We start from the raw sequence: 26,695 nt of genomic DNA on the forward strand, positions 1-26,695 counted from the left end.
GACGATGAACCCGACTCCCGAGGGCGGCACCCCCGCCAAGGACACACAAAACGGCGAAGCCGTCCAGAAGGCGACGAGCGGCGAAGCCGTCCAGGACGTGCAGAGCGGCGAGGCCGCGCAGAGTTCGCAGAGTGTGCCGAACGCGCAGGGCGCGCCGAGCGCGCCGAGCGGCCAGGGGGATACGGCGGGGAAGCGGAAGGGCCTGCCGCAGCCGGTTCTCGCGACGCTGCTCGTGGCCGGGTCGTTCGGCGGCATCGCCGCCGTGATGGCGGGCATGCTCGCCGTGCTGTCGCCCGGTGACTCCCAGGACACCGCTCAGGTGCCGGGCGTTCAGTTGAACGTGCAGGACGTCGGCAGCGAGGCGTACCTGCCTCCGACCGTCGGCCCGGGCGGGCCGGGCGTGCCGCTCACGGCGGCGAACCCGACCGCGCCGCCGCCGCTGCCCGCCATCCAGCCGATCGGCCCGCTGGCCCTCACCACCACCACGGCCTCGTCGTCCTCCTCGCCGGTGTCCTCGTCCTCGAACACGGCGTCTACGAACAAGGCGAAGACCAGCACGGCGGCGAAGGCCACCGGCAGACCGCTGAAGCTCAGCATTCCGTCGATCGGCGTGAAGGCCCGCGTCGGCTCCGTGGGGGTGCAGAAGTCCGGCGTCATCCAGGCGCCGCCGCTGAGCAGGCCGAGCCTCACCGGCTGGTACCGCTTCGGGCCCGCCCCCGGCGACCAGGGACCGGCGATCATCCTCGGGCACGTCAACACCCGTAAGGGCGCCGCCGTGTTCAGCCGCCTTCGCGAGCTCAAGCGCGGCAACAAGATCGCCGTACTGCGCGCGGACGGCAAGACGGCGATCTTCACGGTGGACGGGATCGAGCAGGTCAGCAAGTCGGCGTTCCCGACCAAGCGGGTCTACGGCAACACGATCACGTCGTCGCTGCGGCTGATCACCTGCGGCGGCGTCTTCAACGCCAAGGAGCACAGCTACACCGACAACATCGTCGTCTACGCGACGCTGACGGCGACCAAGGGCAAGTGATCCCCGCTCGCCCGTGAGGGGCGCCGTCGCGCCCCTCACCCCGGCGGGTGGTCAGCCCAGTCCGATCACCTCCTCGCCCTCCCGCGCCTCGCGCTCGGGCGGGTCGTACGGCTCGCGGCGTCCCGCCGCACGAGCGGCCCGGACCGCGCGCTGCACCAGCAGCGTTCCGGCCACCGCCGCGAGCGCCACCACGATCAGCGCGTACGGCTGCCGCCAGGGCGAGGAGTCGTCGGCGCTCGCGGCCGTGACTCCGTCCAGCCGCTTCGCCTGTGCGGGCTGCGGGGACGGCGGCGCGAGTCCTGCCTGCCCGGCTGTCTGCCCGGCCCCCTGCCCTGCCCTCTGCTCGGACGGGGCGCCCGGCGGGGTGGCGAACCGCGCTCGGGCGGGGATCACGGTCGCCGCCTTCCAGGGAAACCCCGGCGGCTTCACCTGGCCCCAGTAGTCCGTGATCTCCGATCCGGCCTGCATCGCGTACTGCGGCGGGGCCGGCTTCAGCGTTCCCGGCACGGTGAGCGTCCCGACCTCGTACGGCGCGAACTTGCCCTGCACGCCCTGCACCCGCCACCGCCCGGCGGGCACCGTGATCGTCGTCGCGTAGTGGGCGGGATCCGGCAACGGCGTCCCACCGAAACTCAGGGTCGTGCCGTCCTCTCCCGTCAGCAGCAGGCCGGTCGGCCCGAGCGCGCCGTAGTCGTCGTACGGATGCGTGCCGTGTTGCAGCACCCAGTAGCCGACCGTGTAGGACACATCGGGCCGCAGCGTCGCGGGGAGCGGGTCGAGTTCGGTGACGGCCCAGAACCCCGCCCGGGCGTGTGCGGGCGGCGCCGTCACCAGGACCGCCGCCAGTGCGGCGAGGGCCAGGATCAGTCGTCTCATCTCAGTCACCTCCGTCCTCCTTACCGCCGGAAGTCCATGAGGGTTCCCTGAGAATTTCCTGACTTCTCGGTGCATGTGGTTATGGCGATGGTCAGCTCCTGGGAGACTGAGGCCAACCTGTACGTGACTGAGGTGGCGGGAGAGACGTCGTGGCCGACCCCAGCGCCCGGCAGCGAACTGCCCGGCGACGAATCGCGGCGCGGGTGGCGGCGGGAGCGACGGCGGCGTTCGCACTGATGACGTGGCCGGTGCTCGCCGCGAGCGAGACCAAGACCGTCGTCTACTCCTGCACCGCGCTGGGTGGCGGCCAGGGGACCTACCCGGTGAGCGTGACCCTGCTCGGGCCCGACAACCCCGCGGTGGGTGGCAACGTCCAGATCACCTGGCGGATGGCCCCCGCCACGGCCGCTGAGGGACAGACGCCGATGCTCGCGCCGACGTCCATCGCGTCGGACGACGTCGTGGTCGCCGAGGGCGTGATGGAGGTGACCGGCACTCCGGTGGCGAGCGGGTCCCCCTCGCCCTCCCCGAGCGCCAGCGCGACGCCCACCCCGACTCCGACTCCGACTGTGACTCCCACCCCGACTCCGCCCGACGTCGACGCGAATCCGCCGGGCGGCACCGACACGGCCCCGTCCCCGGACGAGTCGGAGCCGTCGAAGGAGTCCCTCGCCGCGGCGGGCGGCCGCACGCTGAGCCCCTCGGCGACGGTGACGGCCGGGACGCCCGTGGCGGCGCAGGCCACCCTGTCGCCGATCCCCGATCTCGTCGTCACTCTGGCCCCGACGGCGGCCGGGGTCATCGGCGTGACGGCGGGAGACTTCACGCTGCGGTTGCTGCCGTCCGGGACGGGCACGGGAGCGGCGCTCTACACATGCACCCTGCCGGCCACCGCGGCCGGAGCCTCGCTCGCGCTCACGGTCGCCGCCTCGCCGTCCCCCTCCACCTCGCCGAGCCCCTCGGACACCGGTGACGCGGACGACACGACCCCGACGCCCACCCCGACCGAGACCACGACGGCGACCGAGACCGCGACGGCGACGGCCACGGTCACCCACACCGCCACGGCCAGGGCGACCACGACCGTCTCCCACACGGTGACCGCGCAGGTCGGCAGGACCCCGATCGGCGGCGCGCAGACGGGCGCGGGCGGCGACGCGGGCCCGGACGCCCGGGTCGTCGTGCTGACCGGCCTGCTGCTGATGGCCGCCTCCGCGGCCGGAGGGCTGCTGCTCCGCCGGTTCGGCCCGCGCCCGCGCCCGTACGGTGGGCGGTAGCGTGGCGTGATGCGAAGATAACGAAAACATGACCAGTTTTGGGGAATCGGCGGCAATGTTGGGGCTTTTGTCCGTAAACTCTCTACCCTGTCGTGACCGTACTCTGGAATGCTGGTACGTCTGTTCATCCTGAGGCACAAGTAGGGGAGAGAAGTCAGTGCTGAAGTTCAAGGCGCGGGGCCGTGTCGCCGGGAGAGCCGCCGCGGCCGGCGTAGTCAGCGCGGGCGTCCTCCTCGGCCTGACCGCGCTCGACGCGCAGGCCGACTCGAAGACCGTGAGCTACAACTGTTCAACCGGGACCAGCCCTTCCACCGAAGTCGCCCATGACTTCACCGTGTCACTCACGGAGATCCCCAGGCAGGCGGGGACCGGCACGCAGTACACCGCGACCCTGACCATCGTGCCGGTCACCTCGGCGGAGTCGCCCTTCCCGGCGCCGGTGGCGATCGAGAGCGGCGCGTCGCTCCAGTTGCTGCCCAGTGTGGCGGCCACGGTGCTGCCCGCCACCGCGACCGCGGGCGTCTCCACGCCCTCGCCGACCAGCGCGGTGGCCGCGAACGTGACCGCCCAGGGGACGATGCCCCCGCTGCCGGCGGCGACGCTGACCATCACCCCCTCCGCCGGGGCGACGTCCGTCGCTCTCACGGCGAAGGACTTCAAGATCAACATGTACGCGCCCGCCGGGACGGGCACCGTCACGACGACGCCCACCCTGCTCTACACGTGTCTGCTCGCGACGTCGGGCACCAGCACGACGCCCGCCTCGGTGACGATCGCGGTCACGGCCTCGCCGAGCACGACCCCCACCCCCACCCCCACCCCCACCCCGACGCCGACGCCGAGCGCGACGCCCACCCCGCGCGGCACCCGCACCGTGTACGAGACGGTCACCGCGAAGCCCGCGACCGACAAGGCGACGACCGGTTCGGAGCAGGTTCCCCACACGCCCGCGGGCGGCGCCGCCACCGGCGGCGGAGGGGACGCCGGCCCCGACGCGCGCCTGTTCGTGCTCACCGGTGCCGCGCTGATGCTGGCGGCGGGGGGCGGCGGGCTCGTGCTCCGGACCCGGCGCAGGCCGGCGAGGCAGTAGGACGGTGCCATGACGACCCCGCCACCTGGACAGTACCCGCCGGGCCAGCCGTACGGCATGCCTCCCGGGCCGGGCGGTCAGGGGTACCCGCAGCCGGTCTACGGCCAGCCCGTCTTCCAGCAGGTCGTGCTGCCTCCTCAGATGCAGCCCGCACAGCAGCCGCAGCAGGAGCCGCCTCCGGGCGGCGCCGCGCTCACGGCCCGCCGCGTGCTGATCACGGCGGCCATCGTGGGGCTGGTCACCGTGCTCGTGGGTGTTGTGATCATGGTGAACCACCCGGACGAGTACGCTCCGTCGAGCCGTACGTCGCTGAAGATGGTGGTTCCGCCGAACGGGCTGGCTCAGTCGGTGGGTCCGGGCGGCGTGGGGCAGCCCCTCACGCAGGCGGTCGCCAATGCCCCGGCGCCGTTGCCGAAGATCCCGGCCGCCCCGGCCCTGCAGCCGTCCACGCCCAAGCGCCTGATCATCCGCAAGATCGGGGTGAATGCGCCGATCACCTCGGTCGGTCTCGACCGCGCCGGCGCGATCCAGACCCCGCCGATCAACAACCACAACCTCGTCGGCTGGTACCGGGGCGGCCCGACGGTGGGAGAGGCCGGTCCGGCCGTCATGCTCGGCCACAAGGACACCGTCTCGCGCAGCGCCGTCTTCAGCCGCCTGCACGAGCTCGCGTACGGCGACACGATCGAGGTCACCCGCATGGACGGGACGATCGCGGTCTTCACCGTGGGCGGCATCGAGCAGGCCGACAAGCAGACGTTCCCCACCAGCCGGGTGTACGGCCAGGCCGCGGACGCCGAGCTCAGGCTGATCACCTGCGGCGGCTCCTACAACCACACGACCGGTCACTACACCGACAACGTCATCGTCTACGCCCTGATGACCGGCACCCGCCTGGCGAAACCGAAGTCCTGAACCGGGCGGCCCGCCGGAAAGGGTCGTGGAGAACGCCCCTGTAGGACTATCGTCTCTTCGACCGATCATCGAAGCCTCCGAGGAGACCTCCGTCTTCAGGCGGGGGAGGAATCGGACTCCCTGCGGAGCAGGGCAGGGGTAGGGGTTTCGCCGGAAGGCGAACCGCTGTGCGAATTTACGCGATCGGCGACTGATCGGGTGGCATGATGTGTTGCGTGGCGCAGATGGTGAAGCGGGCCTACAAGTACCGCTTCTATCCCACCCCCGAGCAGGCGTCCGAGCTTGCCCGGACGTTCGGGTGTGTGCGCCTGGTCTACAACAAGGCCCTGGAAGAACGCACCCGCGCCTACACCCGGGAAGGCGTCCGCGTCTCCTACGCCGAGTCCTCGGCCGCGCTCACCACATGGAAGCGCACCGAAGAGCTGGCGTTCCTGGCTGAGGTGTCGTCCGTGCCGTTGCAGCAGGCGTTGCGGCACCTGCAGGCGGCGTTCGCGAACTTTTTCGCCAAGCGGGCCAGGTACCCGACCTTCAAGTCGCGGAAGAAGTCGCGGGCGTCGGCCGAGTACACCCGCTCGGCGTTCCGCTGGCGGGAGGGGCGGCTCACGCTGGCGAAGATGGACGCGCCGCTGGACATCGTGTGGTCGCGTCCGCTCCCGCAGGGGGCGGAGCCGTCCACGGTGACGGTGAGCAGGGACGCGGCGGGGCGGTGGTTCGTGTCCCTCCTGGTGGAGCAGACCATCGACCCGCTCGACCCGGTGGGCAACACGGTTGGCGTGGATGCGGGGATCACCGCCCTGGTCACCCTCTCGACCGGTGAGAAGATCACCAACCCCCGGCATGAGCGGGCCGACCGGCGTGCGCTGGCCAGGGCTCAGCGTGCCCTCGCCCGCAAAACCGCAGGCAGCGGCAACCGGGCCAGGGCCAGGGTGAGGGTCGCCCGCCTGCACGCGCGGATCGCCGACCGGCGCCGGGACTTCCTGCACAAGCTGACCACCTCGCTCGTCCGTGAGAATCAAACGGTCGTGATCGAGGACCTGACCGTCCGTGCCATGGTCAAGAACCACTCGCTGGCCCGCGCCATCTCCGACGCCTCCTGGCGGGAGCTGCGGTCGATGCTGGAGTACAAAGCGCAGTGGTACGGGCGAGAACTCGTGGTGATCGACCGGTGGTTCCCCAGCTCGAAGCTGTGCTCGGCCTGCGGGGCACTGCGGAAGTCGATGCCGTTGCACGTCCGGGAGTGGGAGTGTGCTTGTGGCGCGGTCCATGACCGGGACGTCAACGCCGCCAGGAACGTTCTCGCCGCCGGGCTGGCGGAGAGGTGAAACGCCTGCGGAGCTGGTGTAAGACCTCAACGGAGTCCTCCGAGCGGGCAACCGGCGGCGAAACAGGAAGACCAACCTGTGAGGGTTGGAATCTCCTCCCTTAAGGGAGGAGAGGATGTCAAGAGGAGGGCCTTGTGGGCTGGTTGTCGAATCTTCTGCTCCCCGGCCGGCTGCGTACGGGCCCCACGGCGCTGCTGCCGGCCCGGCCGGACCCGAAGACACTGCTGGCGATAGCGCAGCTCGCCGATCCCGAGGCGAGGCCGGCCGGGGACGACGTCGTCGCGGGCGGCTCGCGCGTCCAGCCGCCGATCGAGCTCGGCCCGGACCTCCTGGCCAAGCTCGGCGTCCCCGGCGAGGAACCGCTCTGGGCGTGCCGGATCGCCGCCGACGGGCCGCTGCCGGTGGACTTCTTCGACAAGAGCCTGGCCGAGGGCATCGCGTACCGGCTGGGCGGCTGGTCGGTGTGCCAGGGCGATCCGGTCGACCCCGCCGAGGAGGCGGGTGGCGATCCGGTAATCTACCTGCCGGCCGTACCGGAACCCGAGGAGGTCCTGCCCATCCTGGCGGGGCTGCTCCACACGGACGCCGTGGACACCGGCAGGTGGCCGGAGGGCGAGCTCGTCGACGGCGTCGTCCACGTCCCCGTGCGCCGGGGCAGGGTGGCCGACGTGTACGCGGACGACGAACTGGTGGTCACGATCGAGGAGGGCCACCGCGTCCCGCCCGTCGCCCGGGCCCGCTGGCCGTACCTCACGGAGATCGCCGTCGCCGTCGTCTCTCCGGCCGGCCGTACGGAGGAGACGCGGCCCGTCGCCGAGGCGACCGGAGGCGCGGCAGACGCCGAGGGCGCCGAGGACGCTGAAGGCGTGGCCGCTGTCGCGCCGGGCGAGGAGGTTCCCGTCGTAGCGGGCGAGGAGGCCGCGCGATCCGAGGACCCGGGCGATCCGGACGCCGTGGAGACCGGTGCGGAGACCGGGGAGGCGGAAGGCGGTGCCGCGTCCGACGACGACGCGGTCGCCGTCGCGCGGGACGCGCTGGTGCGGCGGGCGGCGGTGGCGCTGGAGATCGCGCAGCGGCTGCAGGGGATCGCCGCCGACAGCCGGGGCTTCCAGCTAGCCGAGCCCGCCGACGTGCTGCCCGGGGGATACGCCGGGCCTACGCCCACCTGAACCCGCTCGCTGACCCGAACCCGTTCACCTGAACCCGCCCGCTTGAACCCGCCCGCTTGAGCCGGCTCACCTGAAGCCGGCCCTTTCCGCGCCCGCCCCGACGAAAGCTCTGGTGTAACCTCTCACTAACCGAACATTGCTCGGTTTTGCTCGGGAGGCACTGTGGCAGAGGCGTACATCGTCGGGGCGGTCCGCACTCCGGTCGGCAGGAAGAAGGGCGGGCTCTCCACCGTCCACCCGGTCGACCTGGCCGCGCACACGCTCTCCGCGCTGGTCGAGCGCGCCGGGGTCGACCCCGGTGCCGTGGACGACGTGATCATGGGTTGCGTGATGCAGTTCGGCCCGCAGTCCATGGACATCGCGCGCAACGCCTGGCTGAGCGCGGGCCTCCCGGAGACCGTGGCCGGCGTCACGATCGACCGGCAGTGCGGGTCGTCGCAGCAGGCCGTCCACTTCGCCGCGCAGGGGGTGCTGTCGGGCACCCAGGACCTGGTCGTGGCGGCCGGTGTGGAGTCGATGTCGATCGTCCCGATGGGGTCGAGCATCACGGCCGCCCTGGAGAAGGGCATGCCGTTCCCGTTCGGTGACAAGTGGGTCGAGCGGTACGGCACGCAGGAGATCTCCCAGTTCCGCGGGGCCGAGCTGATGTGCGAGAAGTGGGGCTTCACGCGGGAGGACCTTGAGGTCTACGCCTACGAGAGCCACCAGCGGGCGGCCAAGGCGATCGCGGGCGGTCTCTTCAGGGAGCAGATCACCCCGGTCGGCGGCGTGACCGACGACGAGGGACCCCGGCCCGACACGACGCTGGACAAGATGGCCGGGCTCAAGACGCTGCGCGAGGGCGGCCGGATCACCGCGGCCACCTCCTCGCAGATCTCCGACGGGTCCGGCGCGCTGCTGATCGCGTCCGAGCGGGCGGTGCGCGAGCACGGACTCGTCCCGCGCGCCCGGATCGTCACGCTGGCGCTGGCCGGAGACGACCCCGTCTACATGCTGACGGCCCCGATCCCGGCCACCCGCAAGGCACTGGACAGGACCGGGCTCTCGATCGGCGACATGGACGTCATCGAGATCAACGAGGCCTTCGCCCCGGTGCCCCTGGCCTGGCTCAGGGAGATCGACGCCGACCCGGCCAGGACCAACCCCAACGGCGGCGCGATCGCCCTGGGGCACCCACTCGGCGGCACCGGCGCGATCCTCATGACCAAGCTCCTGCACGAACTGGAGCGCACCGGCGGCCGGTACGGCCTGCAGACCATGTGCGAGGGCGGCGGCCAGGCCAACGTCACCATCATCGAACGGCTCTGACCCCACCGGCCCGGCCCCGCACCCCACCACGCCGAGCGGCGGTCCTCCCGGCTTCCCCTGGGTTACGCTGAGTCGTGACGATGGGAGTCCGGGGCGAAGGAGGTGGCATGAGCGTCGCTTATGATGACCGTGAGCACTCCTATCACCACGGACCGTATACGATTGCCGATCTCGATCGGATGCCCAGGGATGCTCGGTACGAGCTCGTCAACGGATGGATCGTCATGTCCCCCTGGCCCAGCATTCGTCACGATCACGCGGTCCGGAACCTGCGGAGGCAGTTGGAAGGCGCGATCACACGGTCTGGTGCCGATCTGTACGTGAACGGTCCTGTCGACGTGTTCACGTCCACCGGGATCCGGGTGCCCGATGTCGCGGTCGTCGACGGTGGGGCGGCCCGGCGGGCGGTCGAACGGGACGAGCGGGCCTACCAGGGAGTGGACCTTCTTCTGGTGATCGAGGTCGTCTCGCGGGAGAGCGGCAGCGAGCGCACCGACAGGTACGAGAAGCCTGGTGAGTACGCCAAGGCGGGGATCGGTCAGTACTGGGTGGTGGACCTGCTGCCCAAGCCCAACATCACGGTCTGGGCGTTGGTCCCCGGTCATGGCGCCTATCGGCGGGTCGAGCGGGTCTTCGCCGGGGATCTGCTGGAGATCCGCACACCGGTGGAGCTCACCATCGATCCCGCGGTGCTCGTCTCGGTCTGAGGGAGCCCGCCGACCGGCGAAAAGAGGGGCACTCCGGGCCGGCCGGAGTGCCCCTTCGATGTGGGTGAACGGCCTACTTGGCCTTCGGCAGCCGCCGGGGCTGCCGTACGGGCCGCATGGGCGGCGCCGGGATCTGACGCGGTGGGGGCGGGAAGGAACGCCGGGGCTGCGGGGCGGGCGGGTTCTGCTTGCCGCCGTCGCCGCTTCTGCCGGAAATGCGAGTACGCATAAGGGATCTCCTGGTACGTCGAGACGCGGCACCGAGGTGCCGTCACTCAGCCGCCGCGTCGGATGGACAGGGCCGGAAAGCTGAGCGGATCAGCGTGGGCTGATCAGCGGTCGCCGTAGAGAATCCACATGCCGGTGACACTAACAAGGCGCCACAACCGGGCACAAAGGCTTTTTCGCGCGCCTGGACATCCAACTAAGCGACCGTCGGAGTACAAGCGGAGTCCAAGTCGGCTCCCAGATCATCCCAAGTCGCCTCGTGTCTACTCGTAACTGTCAGAGAGACACACGCACCAGGAGTGATACCAGTGAAGTCCATCAAGCGCGCCGCCGCCGTCCTCGCCACCACCGCCGTGGCCGTCACCACCTTCGGCGTCCTGTCCGCCCCGGCGCAGGCGATGCAGCCGGAGGGCTGGTACCGCTGCTACATCTCGGGTTACGGCTGGATGTACTGCTACGACGTGTGAGCCCTGTCGGCCCGGCCCTCCACGGCCGGCTCCCACGGCCCCGGCCCCGTCCCGCAGCGTCGCGGGGCGGGGCCCGTTCCGTTTCCGGGCGAGGCCGTCCGGACAGGCCGCCCTACCAGGGCGGGTCAGCCGATGCGGCGGTGGACGTCGTCGAACGTGGCCGGCCCGGTGCGCTGCGAGGCGATCCACGGCCCCTCCAGGGACGGGTCCACGATCCCCTCCTCCATGAACGTGTACCGCCCGTCGAGCACCCGCCGGGCCAGCCGTACGTCCTCCGCGTCGGTGTTCTCCCACAGCCGGTCGAACAGCGCCTCTGCCCGTGCCCGGGCCTGGTGACAGAAGGTGTCGGCCAGTTCGTATGGCTTGAGCCCGAACTCGGCGGAGTCCTCCTGCGCGCGCACGCAGACCGCGGTGATCGCGAGCAGTTCCGCGCCGATGTCCACGATCCGCGCCAGGAACCCCTGCCGGTGCTCCAGCCGTCCCTGCCACCGGGACATCCCGTAGAACGTCGACCTCGCCAGCTTGCGACTGGTCCGCTCGACGTACCGCAGGTGCCGGGCCAGCGGGCCGAACTCCGCGTACGACGTGGGCATCTGGCCCGGACCGGTCACGAGCCCCGGCAGCCACTTGGCGTAGAAGGCGCCGGCCCGGGTGGCCGCCCGGCCCTTGGCCCGCAGGTCGGCCTTCGGGTCGATGAGTTCGCCCGCGACCGACAGGTGGGCGTCCACCGCCTCCCGGGCGATGAGCAGATGCATGATCTCGGTCGAGCCCTCGAAGATGCGGTTGATGCGCAGGTCGCGCAGCATCTGCTCGACCGGCACGCCGCGCTCGCCGCGGGCGTGCAGCGACTCGGCGGTCTCGTAGCCGCGCCCGCCCCGCATCTGCACCAGCTCGTCCATGACCTGCCAGCCCATCTCCGAGCCGTACAGCTTGGCCAGGGCGGCCTCGATGCGGATGTCGTTGTGCTCGTCGTCGGCCAGCCGTCCGACCAGGTCCACCACCGACTCCATCGCGTACGCGGTGGCGGAGATGAAGGCGACCTTCCGGGCGACGGCCTCGTGCTCGCCGACCGGGCGCCCCCACTGGACCCGCGCCCGGCCCCACTCGCGGGCGATCTTGGTGGCCCACTTCGCCGCGCCGACGCAGGTGGCGGGCAGTGACAGCCGCCCGGTGTTCAGCGTCGTGAGGGCGATCTTCAGGCCCTGCCCCTCGCGGCCGACCAGGTTCTCGGCCGGCACGCGCACCTGGTGGAAGCGGGTCACGCCGTTCTCGATGCCGCGCAGGCCCATGAACGCGTTGCGGTGCTCGACGGTGATGCCGGGGGCGTCGGCCTCGACCACGAAGGCGGAGATCTTGGTGCCGGTGCGCGCCATCACGACCAGCAGGTCGGCCACGACGCCGTTGGTCGTCCACAGTTTGACGCCGTTGATCACGTAGTCGTCGCCGTCCCGTACGGCGGTCGTCGACAGGCGGGCGGGGTCGGAGCCGACGTCCGGCTCGGTCAGCAGGAACGCCGAGATCTCCCCGCGCGCGCACCTTGGCAGGAAGCGCCGCTTCTGCTCCTCGGTGCCGAACAGCCGCACCGGCTGCGGCACCCCGATGGACTGGTGCGCCGACAGCAGCGCGCTCAGCGCGGGGGAGCACGAGGTCACGAGAGCCAGCGCCCGGCAGTAGTACAGGTGGCTCAGCCCCAGCCCGCCGTACTCCTCCTCGACGGTCATCCCGAACGCGCCGATGGCCGCGAGGCCCTTGATCACCTCGTCCGGGATCACGGCGGTGCGCTCGATGAGCGCGGGATCGACCTTCTCCTGCAGGAACGTCCGCAGGACGCGCAGGAAGTGGTCTCCCTTCTTGACCTGCTCCTCGCTCAGGCGGGGCGCGGGGTGCACCAGGTCCAGCCGGAAGTCCCCGAGAAAGAGCTGCCTGCCGAAGCTCGGGCGGGTCCACTCCGTCTCGCGCGCCTGCTCGGCCACCTCCCTGGCCCTCGCGTAATCGGTCGTCATCGTCGGCCTCCTCGGCGGTGAAGCGAGCTGTGCTCGTTACCTACCCGCCAGTAGCCTTTTGCACCGCCGGGAGCCCGATATGTACGGCCGTGCCTCCGCCGGGGGAGGAGATGATCCGGCACCGGCCGCCGTGCGCCTCCACGATGGCCTTCACGATCGACAGGCCGAGCCCCGCACCGCCCGACAGATGGTCCTCCCCCCGCTGGAACCGGTCGAAGGCGCGCTCGGCCTGCTCCGGGCTCATGCCGGGGCCGGTGTCCGACACCTGGATCGTCACCGCGCCGGGGGCGCGCAGGATCCGTACGGTGGCCTTGGTCTCCTCGGGGGTGTGCGCCCGCACGTTGCCGAGCAGGTTGACCAGCACCTGGCGGATCCTGGCCTCGTCCACCACCGCGACCAGCGAGGACGGAGCGTCCACGGTCACCGGGTACGCCGGGTCGAGGGCCGCCGAGTCGGCCGCGACCTCCCGGGCCAGCTGCGCCAGGTCGGTCTCGGCGAGCGCCAGGGCCGCGCCCCGGTCGAGCCGCGCGAGCTCCAGCATCTCGCCCACGAGGCGGCCCATCCGGTTGGCCTCGGCCTCGATCCTCCCCATGATCTTCGGAAGGTCGTCGGACGGGATCGCGCCCGCCCGGTACAGCTCGGCGTACCCCGAGATGGTCGAGAGCGGGGTGCGCAGTTCGTGGGAGGCGTCGGCGGCGAAGCGGCGCACCCGGTCCTCCGACGCCTGGCGGTCCCGGAAGGCGTCCGCGATCCGGTCGAGCATGAGGTTGATCGCGGCGCCGAGCCTGCCCACCTCCGACGGCCCCTCGGGCATGCGGGCCGAGAGATCCCCTCCCTCGGCCACCAGGTGGGCGGTCCGCGCCATCTTGCCCAGGGGAGCCAGCCCACCGGCGATCAGCAGCCGCCCGCCGGCGGCCAGCAGCAGGATCAGCACCCCGCCGGTCGCCAGTTCGCTGACGAGAAGGTGGCGCACCGGGTCGTCGACCGCGTCCAGGGGCACCGCGACGACCATCAGCCGCAGGCCGCTCCTGGACAACGCGGCCGCCGCGATCATCTCGTTCTCCCCGCCGGGATCGAGGTCGAAGGTGTCGCCCTGCGCCGCGTACGCCAGCAGCCGGTTCCTGCCCAGCGCCTCGGTCAGCCCGGGGACCACCGCGGCGTTGTCGGCGTCACCGCTGACCAGATGGGCCGTCCCGGTGGCCATGTCGTAGGCGGCGACGGCGTAGGTGGAGCCGGTCAGCGCCTGCGCCAGCGGGTCGTCCTCGACCACCCGCCGCGCCGCCGTGACCGTCGCCGCCTGCACCTGCCCCTCCAGGCGCGTACGCAGGTGCCCGCGCAGGACGAGGACGCCGGCGAGGGAGAGCACGACGAGCAGGACGGCGCTCACGCCGAGCAGCCCGGCGAGCAGCCGCGTCCGCAGCGACATCAGGAACCCTGGGGCGGGCGCAGCGCGTACCCGATGCCGCGCTGGGTGTGGATCAGCGGCGGCCCGAGTGGGTCGAGCTTGCGCCGCAGGTAGGAGATGTACGTTTCGAGCACCTGGGAGCTCCCGCCGTAGCCCCAGACCTCCTCCAGCAGGCGCCTCTTGGTGAGCACCAGCCCGGCGTTGGACATCAGGAACGCCAGCAGGCGGAACTCGGTGGGTGACAGGTCCACCGGCACGCCGCCGCGGCGCACCTCCCACCGCGCCTCGTCGAGCTCGAGGTCGGCCACCCGGAGGGTCGGCCCCTGGCCCCGCTCGGCCGCGGCGGGCACGGTCGTACGGCGCAGCACCGCACGGATCCGGGCGACCAGCGCCTCGACGGAGAAGGGCTTGGTCACGTAGTCGTCCCCGCCGAGGCCCAGCCCGCGCACGGTGTCGGCGACCGCGTCGCGGGCGGTGAGGAAGATCACCGGGGGATGGACGCCGTCCGCGCGGATCCGCCGGCACACCTCGAAGCCGTCGATGTCGGGCAGCATGACGTCGAGGACGACCAGGTCGGGCTGATCCCTGCCGACCTCGTCGATCGCCGCCGCCCCGGTGCCGACGGCCGTCACTGTGAAACCGTGGAACCGCAGGGCGACTTCCACGATGTCTCTGATGTTCGGCTCGTCCTCCACGACGAGGATTCTGGTTTCACTCATCGGGGACCCATTGTGCAGGTCTACGTCCTTGGTCGCATTTCGCCGGTCGATTCCGGGACGCGAGCGACCCGCCTCGGGGCGTGTGGGCCTTACCTCGGGACGCGGGCGACGCAGAACACGGTCTGGCCGAACGGCGGGGTGACGAACCGCTCGATGAACCGGGTCACCGGCACCACGGTCCGGTCGTAGATCTTGACGAGCCGGGGGTCGGGGTAGCCCACGCCGCCGCGCCGCACGGCCGCCCACCAGGCGATGCCGCCGAGGAAGTTGATCGGCTTGAGCACCTCGACGCCGAGACCGGCGTCGGTGACCGTCTTGCGGAGCGTGGCCGGGGTGTAGCGGGTGACGTGTCCCACCTTGCGGTCGAAGTCCCCGTAAAGCTGCATGTAGCCCGGCACCCAGATGATGATCCGGCCGCCGGGGGCGGTCACCCTGGCCAGGGACCGCAGCGCCTCGGCGTCCTCCTCGATGTGCTCCAGGACGTTCATCATCACGACCGTGTCGACCGGGTCGTCCAGCGGAATCCGCGTCGGCAGGCCGAACTGCAGCACCGACACGTCGTCGCGGTCGGTGAACCGCTGCCGCAGCTGCTCCACGCAGTAGGGATCGAAATCGCTCACCACGAGCCGGTCCAGGCGCGGCAGGAACTGCTCCGCGAAGTGCCCGAGCCCCGAGCCGATCTCCAGCAGCGACCGCCCGACGTGCGGCGCGACCATGTCGAACTCGTACTGCCGGTAGTTCTTGGCCTCGTCGCCGCCGAGGTGGTTCTCCAGAGCCTCGTCACCGGCGGCCGGCTGGACTACTCGGTCATACCCAGACATAGAATCCTCGTTTGCACGCGCTGACGATCGTGGAAAGTGTAGTGCCCGTCCCATCGGCCGGTATCCGCTTCGCCGCGGGGGTGGGCTGGGACACGCTTCGGGGTTCTCGACGATCTTTTCCCCGTAGTTCGTGGACGGATCATCCGTCCCCCCATCAGATTCTCCCGAGGGGGCCGTCGCCTTGAGGCGACGGGGGAATCGGGAGCGGGCGGGCCGCCAAGGCCAGAGTGTGCCCTGACCTGCGTGGTCTGCGCATCACGGATTTCCTTCCGGGTTTCGTCGGTGCCAGGCGATACCGTGGTGTTCTCGTTCCCGAATGTGGGAGGTGGGCGTGCGCAGATCGTTCACGTTCCTGCTGCGCCCCACGGCCAAGCAGGCGGCCGCGCTCGCCGCGTGCCTGGAGGAGCACCGGCAGCTGTACAACGCCGCTTTGGAGCACCGCCGTACGGCCTACCGCAGGGCTGGAGTGACGGTCCGGTACGGCGACCAGTCGGCCGATCTTAAGCACATCCGCGCCGACGACCCCGCCGGTCAGGGCCGGTGGTCGTTCTCCTCCCAGCAGGCCACCCTGCGCCGGTTGGACAAGGCGTTCGCGGCGTTCTTCGCCCGGGTGAAGGCCGGGCGCACGCCGGGGTTTCCCCGGTTCAAGGGGCGCGGCTGGTTCGGCACGGTGGAGTGGCCGAAGGACGGCGATGGGTGCCGGTGGGACTCCCAGCCCGAGCACCCCTCGGCGACGTTCGTCCGTCTTCAGGGCATCGGGCATGTCCGCGTCCACCAGCACCGCCGTGTGCTCGGCGCCGTCAAGACGATCAGCGTCAAGCGGGAGGGCGCCCGCTGGTATGTGATCCTGTCGTGTGATGACGTGCCCGCCGAAACCCTTCCCGCGACCGGCGCGGCGGTCGGGCTGGACATGGGTGTGGCCTCGCTGGTCACCACCAGCGATGGGGAGCGTCTGGACAACCCGCGCCGCCGTGCCGCGTCCGCCGGCCGTCTCGCGGCGGCACAGCGGGCGCTGGCCCGCGCAAAGCGCGGGTCCAGGCGCCGCGGTAAGGCCGCCGCCAGGGTCGCCGCGCTGCACGCCAAGGTGCGGCGGCAGCGGTTGGACGGCGCGCACAAGGCCGCGCTCGCACTGGTCGGCGGTTACGACGTGATCGTGCATGAGGACCTGCGGATCGTGAACATGACCCGGTCCGCGTCCGGCACGATCGCCCGGCCCGGCCGGAACGTCGCCCAGAAGTCCGGGTTGAACTGTTCGATTCTGGACGCGGGTTGGGGGGTGTTCCTGCGTGTGCTCGCGCACAAGGCTGAAAGCGCCGGTCGCGAGCTGATCGCGGTGAACCCTGCCAACACCTCCCGCACCTGCTCGCGTTGCGGGCACCGCGCGAAGGACAACCGCGTCACCCAGGCCGAGTTCCGATGCCAGGCGTGCGGCCACGAGACGCACGCCGACGTGAACGCGGCAATCAACATCTTGAGGGCAGGGCTTGCCCTTCGCGACGCTGCGGAAGCGGCTTAGCGAGAAGCCGCTCCCTTCAGGGAGCGGAGGAGTCACAGTCTTCACCTTTCCGATGCCGATGCCCCCCCGAGCGACATTTCCCCCCGATGGACGACGACGAGGCTGTCACCCGCGCGCTGGCCGGTGATCTCGGCGCCTACGAGGCGCTGGTCACCCGCTACAGCACGATCGCCCACCGTACGGCGAGCCTGCTCGGCGCGGGCGACGAGGCCGAGGACGTCGTCCAGGAGGCGTTCGTCAGGGCGTTCCGTCACCTGCGGAGCTTCCGCAGGGACGCGTCGTTCCGCCCGTGGTTCCTGCGGATCGTGGCCAACGTGACCCACGACCTCACCCGGTCGCGCGGCCGCCGCTCCGACCTCGCCGTACGGCTGGGCCGGGAGCGGGACCCGTACGCGCCGGACGGGCCGGACGACCCGGAGAGCGCGGCTGTGGGCGCCGACGGCAGGAGCCGCCTGTACGAGGCGGTGCGGCGGCTGCCGGACGGGGAACGCGAAGCGGTGGTGTGCCGGTATTTCCTGCAGTTGTCCGAGGCGGAGACGGCCGAGGTTCTCGGCGTACGGCTCGGCACGGTGAAGTCGCGGACGTTCCGGGCACTGCGACGCCTGCGGGAGGAGGTGGGCCGTGAGCATCTCTGACGACGGCCGCTCCGGCGACCCGGACACCCCTGAGACGCCGGAGGCGGCGGAGACGGATACGGGGGAGACGGAGGCGCTGGAGGCGCGGCTGCGGGCGCTCGGCGAGCGTCTGGGCGCTTCCGGGCCGTCTCCCGCCGAGATGGCGCGCGCTGTCCGGGCCCGGCTGGAGAACGAGGACGCGCAGATCCTTCCCGCTCGCCGGATCGGCCGGGGGCCCGACTGGAGGCCCGACTGGAGGCCCGACTGGAGGCAGGGGTGGCGACCCAGGTGGCGGCCCAGGTGGCGGCTCGGGCGGCCGTCGCCGCGCCTCGCGGCGGCCCTGGTGGCGGTGCTGGTGGCGGCGCTGTTCGGCGCGACCCCGCAGGGACGGGCCGCGGTGGTGTCGGTGCTCCGGTTCGCCGGGGTGGAAATCCACGTCGGCGGCGCGGGGCCGCTGCCGACGGGCCTGCCCGGCCCGCTCCCGGGAGAGCGCCGGGTCACGCTCCCCGAGGCGCGGCGGGCCGTGCGGTTCCCCGTCGTCGTGCCGTCCGCGCTGGGCGAGCCGGCGGACGTCCGCGTGGCCGACGGCGGCCGGGTCGTGACGCTGCTGTGGCCGGGAGTCCGGCTCGACGAGTACGACGGGACGCTGACCGTCGTCTGGCACAAGGAACTGGGAGAGCCGTGGCCGGAGCAGGTGAGCGCGGTCGGCGGCTGGTGGATCTCCCGCAACCACGGCGTGTCGTACGTCTCGGCGCAGGGCCGGGCGCGGGAGGAGCGGGTGGCCGGGCCCACGCTCGTCTGGCAGCACGGCCTGGTCGGGCTGCGCCTTGAGGGCCCCGGCCGCGACGAGGCCCTGCGGATCGCCTCCTCCGTCCGCTGAGGCGGAAGCACGTGGGGGAGCCGTCCCGGCACGTGCCCCGGCTCCGCCGACGTCGCGGTCCGGACGGGAGAGATCAGGCGGGAGCGGCGAGCCAGGCGTCGATCTCGGCCAGGAGCTCCTTCCTGACCGGTTCGGGGGCGGTCGACGACCGGATGGACTGCCGGGCGAGCTCGGCGATCTCCGCGTCGGCGAAGCCGTACACCTCTCTGGCGAGCTCGTACTGCGGCAGCAGCCGGGCGCCGAACAGCAGCGGGTCGTCGGCGCCGAGCGCGATCGGCACCCCCGCCTCGAACAGCCGTCGCAGCGGCACGTCCTCCGGCCGCTCGACGACCCCCAGCCCGACGTTCGACAGCGGGCACACCTCGCAGGTGACCTGCCGGTCGGCCAGCCGTTCCATCAGCCGGGGCGACTCGGCCGCACGCACCCCGTGCCCGATCCGGTCGGCGGACAGCTCGTCGAGGCACTCGGCGACGCTCGCCGCTCCCAGCAGTTCGCCTCCGTGCGGCACGGCGAGCAGGCCCGCGCGCCTCGCGATGCGGAAGGCGTGCTCGAAGTCCCTGGCCCGGCCCCGCCGCTCGTCGTTGGACAGCCCGAAGCCCACCACGCCCCGGCCCTCGTACCGCACCGCGAGCCGGGCCAGCGTCCTGGCGTCGAGCGTGTGCCGGGTGCGGTTGGCGGCCACGATCACCGCCATCCCGATCCCCGCCGCCCGCGCCGCCTTCTCCGTCGCGTCGAGCATCAGCTCAAGGGTCTCGGTCAGTCCGCCGAAACGCTGCGCGTACCCGGACGGGTCGACCTGGATCTCCAGCCAGCGCGAGCCTTCCCTGGCCTCGTCCTCGGCGGCCTCGCGCAGCAGCCGGTAGACGTCCTCCGGGCGGCGCAGCACCGACCGCGCGATGTCGTACAGCCGCTGGAACCGGAACCAGCCCCGCTCGTCGGTCGCCCGCAGTTTCGGCGGCCAGTCCTGCACCAGCGCGTCGGGCAGATGGACGCCCTGATCCCTTGCGAGCTCGATGAGCGTCGAGTGCCGCATGGAACCGGTGAAGTGCAGGTGCAGGTGTGCCTTGGGGAGCGTGTCGAGTGGGCGTGCCATCTCCATATCCTGCCGTATCCCGCTCTCAACCCGCCGCCGGGCTCGCGCGTTGTGGACGGGCGAAAGGGGGGGTCATGACCGATGAAGACGAGGCGGCCTTCGACGAGTTCCTGGCCGCGCGCAGCACCGCCCTCCTGCGCACCGCGATCCTCGTCTGCGGCGCCTCCGCCGCCGACGCCGAGGACATGGTCCAGAGCGCGCTGGAGAAGGTCTACCGCCACTGGCCGCGCATCCGCCACGACAACCCGGAGGCGTACGCGCGGCGGGTCGTGGTGAACGGCGCGATCAGCAGGGCCAGGCGGCGCAGGGTGATCCGGGAGATCGCCTTCGCCCAGCCGCCGGAGACGCCGGTGGAGTCGCCCGACCTCGGGCTGCGGGAGGTGCTGGTCGCCGAACTCAGGAAACTGCCGGCCCGCATGCGGGCCGTGCTGGTCCTCCGCTACTGGGAGGACCTGTCGGAGGCCGAGACCGCCGCGCTGCTCGGCTGCTCGGTCGGCACCGTCAAGAGCCAGGCCGCGCGCGGCCTCGCCCGCGTACGCGCACGCATGGAGAACCTGGAAGGAGCGTCGGCATGAACGTCGAGGAGGCGCTGAGGGACGCGATGGCCGCGCAGGTCGCCGGTGTGCACGCGCCGCCGTCCCTGGGCCAGTCGGTGCGGCGGCGCAGCCGCCGCGCCACCGTCCGGTTTCGTACGGCGGGAGCCGCCGTGCTCACCGCGGCGGTCGCGGTGGGGGTGCCCGTGGCGCTGACCGCCCGGCCCGGCGCCGACCCGATCGTCGGCGGCCTCGCCGGACCGGGAACCGGGGCCGGGGCCGGCGTCACCACTCCGGTGCCGGCGACCCCGTCCGAGACCGGCTCCGGTGACACGGTCGCCGTACCCGTGGGCGTCGTCCCCGACGTGGTCGGCAAGAGCGCCGGGGACGTGATGACCCTCCTGGACAATGCCGGATTCACGGTGCGGATCGTGAAGGTCGTCACCGGCGACGCCCCGGAGGGGACGGTCATCGCGCAGATGCCGGCTCCCGGCACGACCGCGCCCGCCGGGGCGGCGGTCATGATCACGGTCGCGACGACGGTCGTTTCGACGTCCGACACCACGCCGGACGCGCAGACCTCGTGGACGCCGCAGGACCTCGGCGACCTCGGGAACGGCCGGACGCTCGGCGGCGTCCACGTCGGTTACCTGCCCAAGGAACTCGAATGGGGCAAGTGGTCCGGCAAGGACGGGTTCGGCACCGAGAGCTACACCACGAGCTGGGTGGAGCCGGGGCTGGAGCCCGGCGTGTACAGCATCCAGCTGATCGTCTACCGGAAGGAGGCGGCGAGCCTGCTCGCGAAGCGGCTGAGAGGCTACGCCGCGCAGGGCGCCAGGCCGGTCGACGTCGACGGCAGGAGGGCGTACCTGGTCAGCCTGTCGGAGGGCGGCGACCGGATCACGGATGGGGGCACCCGCACGATCACGTGGACGCTCGCTTCCGGCGTCGGGATCGAGGTGATGATGAGCCCCGACTACGAGGCGAAGCTCGGCCGGGCCGCGGCCGACCGGGAACTGCGGAAGATCGCCGCCGGAGTCGCCCTCGACCGCTGACACTCCACCCCGTCCTCACCACGCCTCCGGCCCCCCAAGCCGGAGGCGTCGCCCACCTCCGGATGGGTCATCGTCGCACTCTAACGTGGGTCAAAGTTGTACTGGCGCCTGGGGGAAAATGGTACTGAGGACTGGGTCAAATTGGTAATGTGCCTGGGTGAGCCGTGATTCCTACATCCCGCGCATGGTGGATCCGATCATCGACGGCCTCTTTCGGACGCTACCCGCGATCATGCTGGTTGGCCCACGAGCCACGGGCAAAACCACCACGGCCGTCCGGCACGTCGAGACCGTGGTGCGACTTGACCGGGACAGGGAGAACGCCGCCTTCCTCGCCGATCCGGATGCAGCCCTGGGCCGGCTCCCGGAGCCGGTCCTGCTGGACGAGTGGCAGATCGTGCCCGATGTGCTCGGAGCGGTGAAGCGGGCGGTGGACAGCGACCACCGCCCCGGCCGATTCATCCTCACCGGCTCCGTATGGTCCGACTTCGGCGGCCGGACTTGGCCCGGCACGGGACGGGTGGTCCGCATCGACATGATGGGGCTCGCGGTCAAGGAGCTTGAGCGCAATACGAGGAGACCTGCTTTCGCCGATCTGCTCGCGCACGGACGGATTCAGGAACTCGCCACACCGGCACAGCCGCCCGATCTGGCCGACTATGTGGATCGGGCATTGCGCAGTGGCTTCCCCGAGGCTCAGTGGATGCCGCCTTCGGTGCGGGCGCGATGGCTGGACAGCTATGTCGAGCAGACCTTGACGCGAGACATCGAGACACTCGACGGACGGCGCGACCCTGTGCGCCTCCGGGCTTACATGGAGGCGCTGGCCCTGAATACCGCCGGTGTGGTCACGGACAAGACGCTCTACGACGCGGCGGCCGTGAACGCCCGTACGGGAGAGGCCTACGAGCGCCTCCTCCGCGATCTCCTTGTCGCCGACAAGGTCCCCGCCTGGTTCAGTAACCGCTTGAAGCGGTTGACTCGCGGCTCCAAGCGCTATCTCGTCGACCCTGCACTGGTCGCGGCCCTGCTGCGGGTGGACGAACGAGCGGTCCTCCGCGACGGCGATCTGCTCGGCCGGTTGCTCGACACTTTCGTGGTTCAGCAGCTACGCGCGGAGGCGCCGGTGTGCGACAGCCGGCCCCGCATCTACCACCTGCGGCAGGACCAGGGACGGCACGAGGTCGACATCATTCTGGAGCTCGGCATGGGACGAGTTATCGGGATTGAGGTCAAGGCCGCCGCCACCCCACGCCACGACGACGCGAAGCACTTGCGGTGGTTGCGGGACGAACTGGGTGATCGCTTCGTGGCCGGTGTCGTGCTGCACACCGGTCCGCGCGTCATCGAAATGGACGAAAAAATCGTCGCAGCGCCGATCTGCGTCCTCTGGTCCTGAACGCGGCCACGGCGGCTCGGCCGCAAGCCGTCGTTCACCTGATCGCCGGCATGGCGAAGGCCCGGTCCCACGTGGCGGGGCCGGGCCTTCGTGCCGGGTGAGCCCAGGTGAGCGGGGTCCTGGTGCGCTCGTCCTAGTGCGCCTCGGCCAGGAGCTTGGCCAGCCGGCTGACGCCCTCGGCGAGGTCGTCGTCGCCCAGGGCGTAGGAGAGGCGGAAGTAGCCCGGGGTGCCGAAGGCCTCACCGGGCACCAGCGCGACCTCGGCCTCCTCCAGGATGAGCTCGGCCAGCTCGGCCGACGACGCCGGGCGCCTGCCGCGGATCTCCTTGCCGAGCAGCGCCTTCACCGACGGGTACGCGTAGAACGCGCCGAACGGCTCGGGGCAGACCACGCCGGGGATCTCGTTGAGCATCCGGACCATGGTCTGGCGGCGCCGGTCGAAGGCCGTGCGCATCTCGGCGACGGCGGACAGGTCGCCGGAGACCGCGGCGAGCGCGGCGGCCTGCGCGACGTTGGAGACGTTCGAGGTGGCGTGGGACTGCAGGTTGGTGGCCGCCTTCACCACGTCGGACGGGCCGATCAGCCAGCCCACCCGCCAGCCGGTCATCGCGTACGTCTTGGCCACGCCGTTCAGCACGACGACCCGGTCGCGCAGCTCGGGCACGGCGGTGGCGATGCTGGAGAACTCCGTCTCGCCGTAGACCAGGTGCTCGTAGATCTCGTCGGTGACGACCCACAGGCCCTTGTCCAGCGCCCAGCGGCCGATCTCCTCGACCTGGGCGGGGGAGTAGACGGCCCCCGTCGGGTTGGACGGCGACACGAACAGCAGCGCCTTCGTGCGGTCGGTCAGCTTCTCCTCCAGCTGCTCGACCGAGGCGAGGTAACCCGTCGTCTCGTCGGTGACCACGTCGACCTGGACGCCGCCCGCGAGCTTGATCGCCTCCGGATACGTCGTCCAGTACGGCGCCACGACCAGCACCTCGTCACCGGGGTCTAGCAGCGTGGCGAACGCCTCGTAGACCGCCTGCTTGCCACCGTTCGTCACCAGGACCTGAGCGGCCTCGACCCGGAACCCGCTGTCGCGCAGCGTCTTTTCGGCGATCGCCTGCCGGAGCTCGGGCAGTCCTCCGGCGGGCGTGTACTTGTGGAACCTGGGGTTCCGGCACGCCTCGACGGCCGCCTCGACGATGTAGCCGGGCGTCGGGAAGTCGGGCTCGCCGGCGCCGAAGCCGATGACCGGCCGACCGGCCGCCTTCATCGCCTTGGCCTTGGCGTCCACGGCCAGAGTCGCGGACTCGGAGATCGCGGAAATACGTGCGGAGATGCGAGGTCGGGTCATGCCTCCATCGTTCCAGACGCGCCGCGCGGTTTCGCATCCATATCCGGCCCGCGGGCGGGTCCGCACGGTAGCTTTGAGCCCGGATCGGAGCGGTGCCGGGCGGTCTCCGGACGGCAGGCGAGCGGTCCGGTTCGACGGAGTGGTGATTGCCGCGTACACTTCACCGACTAGTGGGCCACGTGAGCGACGGACGGATGCGTCAACGCGTTTCTCGGGTATCGTGGTGCACGGCCTAGGGCACTAGCGCAATTGGTAGCGCACCGGTCTCCAAAACCGGCGGTTGGGGGTTCGAGTCCCTCGTGCCCTGCGGAGTGCGGTCCGCGCAACAATGGCGTGAAAGCGCGCCGCAAACTGCGACGGACACGACGGATCAGGTGAGGACTGTGGCGATCGACACCCGCGGCGAGACCGCTGGAAAGCCCGGTAAGCCAACCGGCGAGAAGAAGGCAAGGCGTACCTCGCCCGCTCTGTTCTACCGGCAGGTCGTCGCCGAGCTGCGTAAGGTCATCTGGCCGAGGCGCACTGAGCTGATCTCATACACGGTGGTCGTCCTGGTCTTCGTTGTGATCATGGTTGCGCTCGTTTTCGGGATCGACACCGTGCTGGGTAAGGCTGTGCTGTGGGTCTTCGGCGGATCCTGATCCGGCCCGAGACGTCTTAGCACGTCCACGACACCAAGCGAAGAAGGAAGAGTCCCGTGTCCGAGTCCCCGATGCCGGCCGACCGCTCCCATGACGAGCATGACGAGTGGGGCACCGAGCAGGACGAGGCCGTAGAAGAGGTCGAGGAGACCACGGCCGCCGACTCTGACGGCGGTGACGGCGGCGAAGACTCGGCCGAGGCCGCCGAACAGGCCGACACCGCGCAGGCCGACGCCGAAGAGGCCGACGCCGCGCGGGTCGACGAGGACGGCGACGTCCTCCCCGACGTCGACCCGGTCGAGGAGTTCAAGCGTCAGCTTCGCGGTCAGTTCGGTGAGTGGTACGTCATCCACTCCTACGCCGGTTACGAGAACCGCGTGAAGCAGAACATCGAAAGCCGCATCGGAAACCTCAACATGGAGGACTTCATCTTCCAGGTCGAGGTGCCGACCCACACGGTCACCGAGTTCAAGGGCGGCAAGAAGACGCCGATCAAGGAGCGGGTGCTTCCCGGCTACGTGCTGGTCCGGATGGAGCTGTCCGACGAGTCCTGGGCCGCCGTGCGCAACACGCCCGGTGTGACCGGCTTCGTCGGGCTGTCCAACAAGCCGAGCGCGCTGAACCTCGACGAGGTCGCCAAGCTGCTCGCCCCGGAGCCGTCCGAGGAAGTCAAGAAGGCCGCGGCCAAGACGGCCACCGCGACCGTCGACTTCGAGGTCGGCGAGTCGGTCACCGTCATGGACGGGCCGTTCGCCACGCTGCCGGCCACGGTGAGCGAGATCAGTGCCGAGTCGCAGAAGCTCAAGGTCCTCGTCTCGATCTTCGGCCGGGAGACCCCGGTCGAGTTGTCGTTCAACCAGGTCTCGAAGATCTGACCGGCTCGCGTAGACTCGATAGCCGTCCTCACGCACGCCGTGTTCCGGCGTGCCGTGAGGCTTTTGTAGGACCAAGGACCCGGAGAAGGACTAATGCCTCCAAAGAAGAAAGTCGCGGCCCTGGTGAAGGTCCAGCTTCCCGCTGGCCAGGCCACCCCCGCGCCGCCGGTCGGTACCGCGCTCGGTCCGCACGGCGTCAACATCATGGACTTCGTCAAGCAGTACAACGCGGCGACGGAGGCCCAGCGGGGCAACATCATCCCCGTCGAGATCACCATCTTCGAAGACCGCAGCTTCACCTTCATCACGAAGACGCCGCCGGCGCCTGAGCTGATCAAGAAGGCCGCCGGTCTGCAGAAGGGCAGCGCGAACCCGCACAAGGACAAGGTGGGCAAGCTGACCCGCGAGCAGCTTCGCCAGATCGCCGAGACCAAGATGCAGGACCTCAACGCCAACGACGTCGAGGCCGCCGAGAAGATCATCGCCGGCACCGCCCGCTCCATGGGCATCACCATCGCCGACTGACTCTCACCGGCGAATTCGAACGCTGTGGGAGGGCCGAGGCGCGGCCCGGACCACGATCTCCTTAGGAGTACGAAGTGAAGCGCAGCAAGAGCTGGAAGAACGCGGCGGCCGAGGTCGACCGCGCGGCCCTGTACGCCCCGCTGGACGGCGTGCGGCTGGCCAAGAAGACGGCGACCACGAAGTTCGACGCCACCGTCGAGGTGGCCCTGCGGCTGGGCGTCGACCCGCGCAAGGCCGACCAGATGGTCCGCGGCACCGTCAACCTCCCGCACGGCACCGGCAAGACCGCCCGGGTCCTGGTCTTCGCGACCGGTGACCGTGCCGAGGAGGCCCGCGCGGCGGGCGCCGACATCGTCGGTTCCGACGAGCTGATCGACGAGGTGTCGAAGGGCCGTCTGGACTTCGACGCGGTCGTCGCGACGCCGGACATGATGGGCAAGGTCGGCCGCCTGGGCCGCGTGCTCGGCCCCCGTGGCCTCATGCCGAACCCCAAGACCGGCACCGTGACGCCCGCCGTGGCCAAGGCCGTGACCGACATCAAGGGCGGCAAGATCGAGTTCCGGGTCGACCGGCACGCGAACCTGCACTTCATCATCGGCAAGGCGTCCTTCGACGAGCGCCAGCTGGTGGAGAACTACGCCGCCGCGCTCGACGAGGTGCTTCGTCTCAAGCCGTCGGCCGCCAAGGGCCGCTATCTCAAGAAGGTCACCTTCACCACGTCCATGGGCCCCGGCATCCCGGTCGACCCGAACGTGACGCGGGCGCTGACCGTCGAGATCGACGCCTGACCGTTTCACGACGGCCGGACAGGCCGCCGAGCCTGACAGGAGCCCCCGCCCGGGACATCGGGCGGGGGCTCCTGTCTGTCCATGTGTAGGTTTTGTG

The 26,695-nt window shown here is 71.0% G+C and carries 26 protein-coding genes, 1 tRNA gene and 1 pseudogene; 20 read left to right on the top strand and 8 right to left on the bottom strand.

What is annotated here, in order from left to right; genetic code table 11:
- The first annotated feature begins 4 nt into the window (after positions 1-4).
- Positions 5-1,033 carry a class F sortase gene (locus tag OG344_RS13590; protein ID WP_405088534.1) on the top strand — a complete coding sequence of 343 codons (1,029 nt, stop codon included), beginning with the start codon at positions 5-7 and terminating at the stop codon, positions 1,031-1,033.
- 51 nt (positions 1,034-1,084) lie between these two features.
- On the opposite strand, the gene OG344_RS13595 is transcribed toward OG344_RS13590, so the two are convergent.
- On the bottom strand, positions 1,085-1,909 hold the full coding sequence (locus OG344_RS13595) for a hypothetical protein (protein WP_405088535.1): 825 nt from the start codon (positions 1,907-1,909) through the stop codon (positions 1,085-1,087).
- A 149-nt stretch (positions 1,910-2,058) separates the two neighbouring features.
- Between OG344_RS13595 and OG344_RS13600 the strand changes: the two genes are divergently transcribed.
- The 7 genes and pseudogenes from OG344_RS13600 to OG344_RS13630 all read left to right on the top strand — a co-directional run bounded on the left by OG344_RS13600 (position 2,059) and on the right by OG344_RS13630 (position 9,697).
- Entirely contained in the window at positions 2,059-3,186 is a 1,128-nt protein-coding gene (locus OG344_RS13600; protein WP_405088536.1) for a hypothetical protein, read from the top strand.
- A gap of 157 nt (positions 3,187-3,343) precedes the next feature.
- The gene (locus OG344_RS13605; RefSeq protein WP_405088537.1) at positions 3,344-4,276 is read left to right on the top strand and encodes a hypothetical protein; all 933 of its coding nucleotides are present in this window, start codon (positions 3,344-3,346) and stop codon (positions 4,274-4,276) included.
- A gap of 9 nt (positions 4,277-4,285) precedes the next feature.
- Positions 4,286-5,191 carry a class F sortase gene (locus tag OG344_RS13610; protein ID WP_405088538.1) on the top strand — a complete coding sequence of 302 codons (906 nt, stop codon included), beginning with the start codon at positions 4,286-4,288 and terminating at the stop codon, positions 5,189-5,191.
- Positions 5,192-5,397: 206 nt separating this feature from the next.
- Positions 5,398-6,594: pseudogene (locus tag OG344_RS13615) on the top strand (RNA-guided endonuclease InsQ/TnpB family protein); the annotation flags it as partial.
- A gap of 53 nt (positions 6,595-6,647) precedes the next feature.
- Positions 6,648-7,682, top strand: a complete 1,035-nt coding sequence (locus OG344_RS13620; protein ID WP_405088539.1) for a hypothetical protein — start codon at positions 6,648-6,650, stop codon at positions 7,680-7,682.
- 162 nt (positions 7,683-7,844) lie between these two features.
- Positions 7,845-8,990, top strand: a complete 1,146-nt coding sequence (locus OG344_RS13625; RefSeq protein WP_405088540.1) for an acetyl-CoA C-acetyltransferase — start codon at positions 7,845-7,847, stop codon at positions 8,988-8,990.
- A 179-nt stretch (positions 8,991-9,169) separates the two neighbouring features.
- A complete protein-coding gene (locus tag OG344_RS13630) occupies positions 9,170-9,697 on the top strand; it encodes a Uma2 family endonuclease (RefSeq protein ID WP_327049505.1) in 528 nt (175 codons plus the stop codon).
- A 73-nt stretch (positions 9,698-9,770) separates the two neighbouring features.
- Here OG344_RS13630 and OG344_RS13635 read toward each other — a convergent pair whose 3' ends face one another.
- The gene (locus tag OG344_RS13635; RefSeq protein ID WP_327043658.1) at positions 9,771-9,926 is read right to left on the bottom strand and encodes a hypothetical protein; all 156 of its coding nucleotides are present in this window, start codon (positions 9,924-9,926) and stop codon (positions 9,771-9,773) included.
- A 307-nt stretch (positions 9,927-10,233) separates the two neighbouring features.
- Between OG344_RS13635 and OG344_RS13640 the strand changes: the two genes are divergently transcribed.
- Positions 10,234-10,392 (top strand): hypothetical protein, encoded by a 159-nt coding sequence (locus tag OG344_RS13640; protein WP_327043659.1) that lies wholly within the window; start codon positions 10,234-10,236, stop codon positions 10,390-10,392.
- A 125-nt stretch (positions 10,393-10,517) separates the two neighbouring features.
- On the opposite strand, the gene OG344_RS13645 is transcribed toward OG344_RS13640, so the two are convergent.
- The 4 genes from OG344_RS13645 to OG344_RS13660 form a co-directional block, all read right to left on the bottom strand.
- Positions 10,518-12,395: an acyl-CoA dehydrogenase family protein gene (locus OG344_RS13645; RefSeq protein WP_405088541.1), complete on the bottom strand. Its 1,878-nt coding sequence runs from the start codon at positions 12,393-12,395 to the stop codon at positions 10,518-10,520.
- A 40-nt stretch (positions 12,396-12,435) separates the two neighbouring features.
- Complete coding sequence (locus OG344_RS13650) at positions 12,436-13,821, bottom strand: sensor histidine kinase (protein ID WP_405088542.1); 1,386 nt, start codon at positions 13,819-13,821, stop codon at positions 12,436-12,438.
- Positions 13,821-14,519, bottom strand: a complete 699-nt coding sequence (locus OG344_RS13655) for a response regulator transcription factor (RefSeq protein ID WP_405088543.1) — start codon at positions 14,517-14,519, stop codon at positions 13,821-13,823. The genes OG344_RS13650 and OG344_RS13655 overlap by 1 nt, the downstream gene beginning before the upstream one ends.
- Positions 14,520-14,608: 89 nt before the next feature.
- Positions 14,609-15,340: a class I SAM-dependent methyltransferase gene (locus OG344_RS13660; protein WP_405088544.1), complete on the bottom strand. Its 732-nt coding sequence runs from the start codon at positions 15,338-15,340 to the stop codon at positions 14,609-14,611.
- 331 nt (positions 15,341-15,671) lie between these two features.
- Here OG344_RS13660 and OG344_RS13665 point away from each other — a divergent pair, with 331 nt between their 5' ends.
- From OG344_RS13665 to OG344_RS13675, 3 genes are all read left to right on the top strand, one after another.
- On the top strand, positions 15,672-16,856 hold the full coding sequence (locus OG344_RS13665) for an RNA-guided endonuclease InsQ/TnpB family protein (RefSeq protein ID WP_405088545.1): 1,185 nt from the start codon (positions 15,672-15,674) through the stop codon (positions 16,854-16,856).
- Between the two features lie 86 nt (positions 16,857-16,942).
- Complete coding sequence (locus OG344_RS13670) at positions 16,943-17,491, top strand: RNA polymerase sigma factor (protein ID WP_405088546.1); 549 nt, start codon at positions 16,943-16,945, stop codon at positions 17,489-17,491.
- Positions 17,478-18,350, top strand: coding sequence for a hypothetical protein (locus OG344_RS13675; RefSeq protein WP_405088547.1), 873 nt, complete (start codon positions 17,478-17,480; stop codon positions 18,348-18,350). The genes OG344_RS13670 and OG344_RS13675 overlap by 14 nt, the downstream gene beginning before the upstream one ends.
- Before the next feature lie 73 nt (positions 18,351-18,423).
- Here OG344_RS13675 and OG344_RS13680 read toward each other — a convergent pair whose 3' ends face one another.
- Positions 18,424-19,443: an adenosine deaminase gene (locus tag OG344_RS13680; RefSeq protein ID WP_405088548.1), complete on the bottom strand. Its 1,020-nt coding sequence runs from the start codon at positions 19,441-19,443 to the stop codon at positions 18,424-18,426.
- Between the two features lie 74 nt (positions 19,444-19,517).
- Here OG344_RS13680 and OG344_RS13685 point away from each other — a divergent pair, with 74 nt between their 5' ends.
- The 3 genes from OG344_RS13685 (at position 19,518) to OG344_RS13695 (ending at position 22,430) form a co-directional block, all read left to right on the top strand.
- Positions 19,518-20,018, top strand: a complete 501-nt coding sequence (locus tag OG344_RS13685; protein WP_405088549.1) for a SigE family RNA polymerase sigma factor — start codon at positions 19,518-19,520, stop codon at positions 20,016-20,018.
- Positions 20,015-21,031, top strand: a complete 1,017-nt coding sequence (locus OG344_RS13690) for a PASTA domain-containing protein (protein ID WP_405088550.1) — start codon at positions 20,015-20,017, stop codon at positions 21,029-21,031. The genes OG344_RS13685 and OG344_RS13690 overlap by 4 nt, the downstream gene beginning before the upstream one ends.
- Before the next feature lie 157 nt (positions 21,032-21,188).
- Complete coding sequence (locus OG344_RS13695) at positions 21,189-22,430, top strand: ATP-binding protein (RefSeq protein ID WP_405088551.1); 1,242 nt, start codon at positions 21,189-21,191, stop codon at positions 22,428-22,430.
- Between the two features lie 133 nt (positions 22,431-22,563).
- Here the strand turns inward: OG344_RS13695 and OG344_RS13700 are convergent, their stop codons facing one another.
- On the bottom strand, positions 22,564-23,769 hold the full coding sequence (locus tag OG344_RS13700) for a pyridoxal phosphate-dependent aminotransferase (RefSeq protein WP_327043670.1): 1,206 nt from the start codon (positions 23,767-23,769) through the stop codon (positions 22,564-22,566).
- Between the two features lie 234 nt (positions 23,770-24,003).
- Between OG344_RS13700 and OG344_RS13705 the strand changes: the two genes are divergently transcribed.
- The 5 genes from OG344_RS13705 (at position 24,004) to rplA (ending at position 26,598) form a co-directional block, all read left to right on the top strand.
- Positions 24,004-24,076, top strand: a tRNA-Trp gene (locus tag OG344_RS13705).
- Positions 24,077-24,152: 76 nt separating this feature from the next.
- Positions 24,153-24,410: a preprotein translocase subunit SecE gene (gene secE, locus OG344_RS13710; protein ID WP_111699923.1), complete on the top strand. Its 258-nt coding sequence runs from the start codon at positions 24,153-24,155 to the stop codon at positions 24,408-24,410.
- A gap of 56 nt (positions 24,411-24,466) precedes the next feature.
- A complete protein-coding gene (gene nusG, locus OG344_RS13715) occupies positions 24,467-25,285 on the top strand; it encodes a transcription termination/antitermination protein NusG (RefSeq protein WP_405088552.1) in 819 nt (272 codons plus the stop codon).
- Positions 25,286-25,378: 93 nt separating this feature from the next.
- Positions 25,379-25,810 (top strand): 50S ribosomal protein L11, encoded by a 432-nt coding sequence (gene rplK, locus OG344_RS13720; RefSeq protein WP_139580512.1) that lies wholly within the window; start codon positions 25,379-25,381, stop codon positions 25,808-25,810.
- A 74-nt stretch (positions 25,811-25,884) separates the two neighbouring features.
- A complete protein-coding gene (gene rplA, locus OG344_RS13725; protein WP_405088553.1) occupies positions 25,885-26,598 on the top strand; it encodes a 50S ribosomal protein L1 in 714 nt (237 codons plus the stop codon).
- The last annotated feature ends 97 nt before the right edge of the window (positions 26,599-26,695 follow it).

Origin of the sequence: Microbispora sp. NBC_01389 (assembly GCF_045040095.1) — a bacterium.
Classification (GTDB): Bacteria; Actinomycetota; Actinomycetes; order Streptosporangiales; family Streptosporangiaceae; genus Microbispora.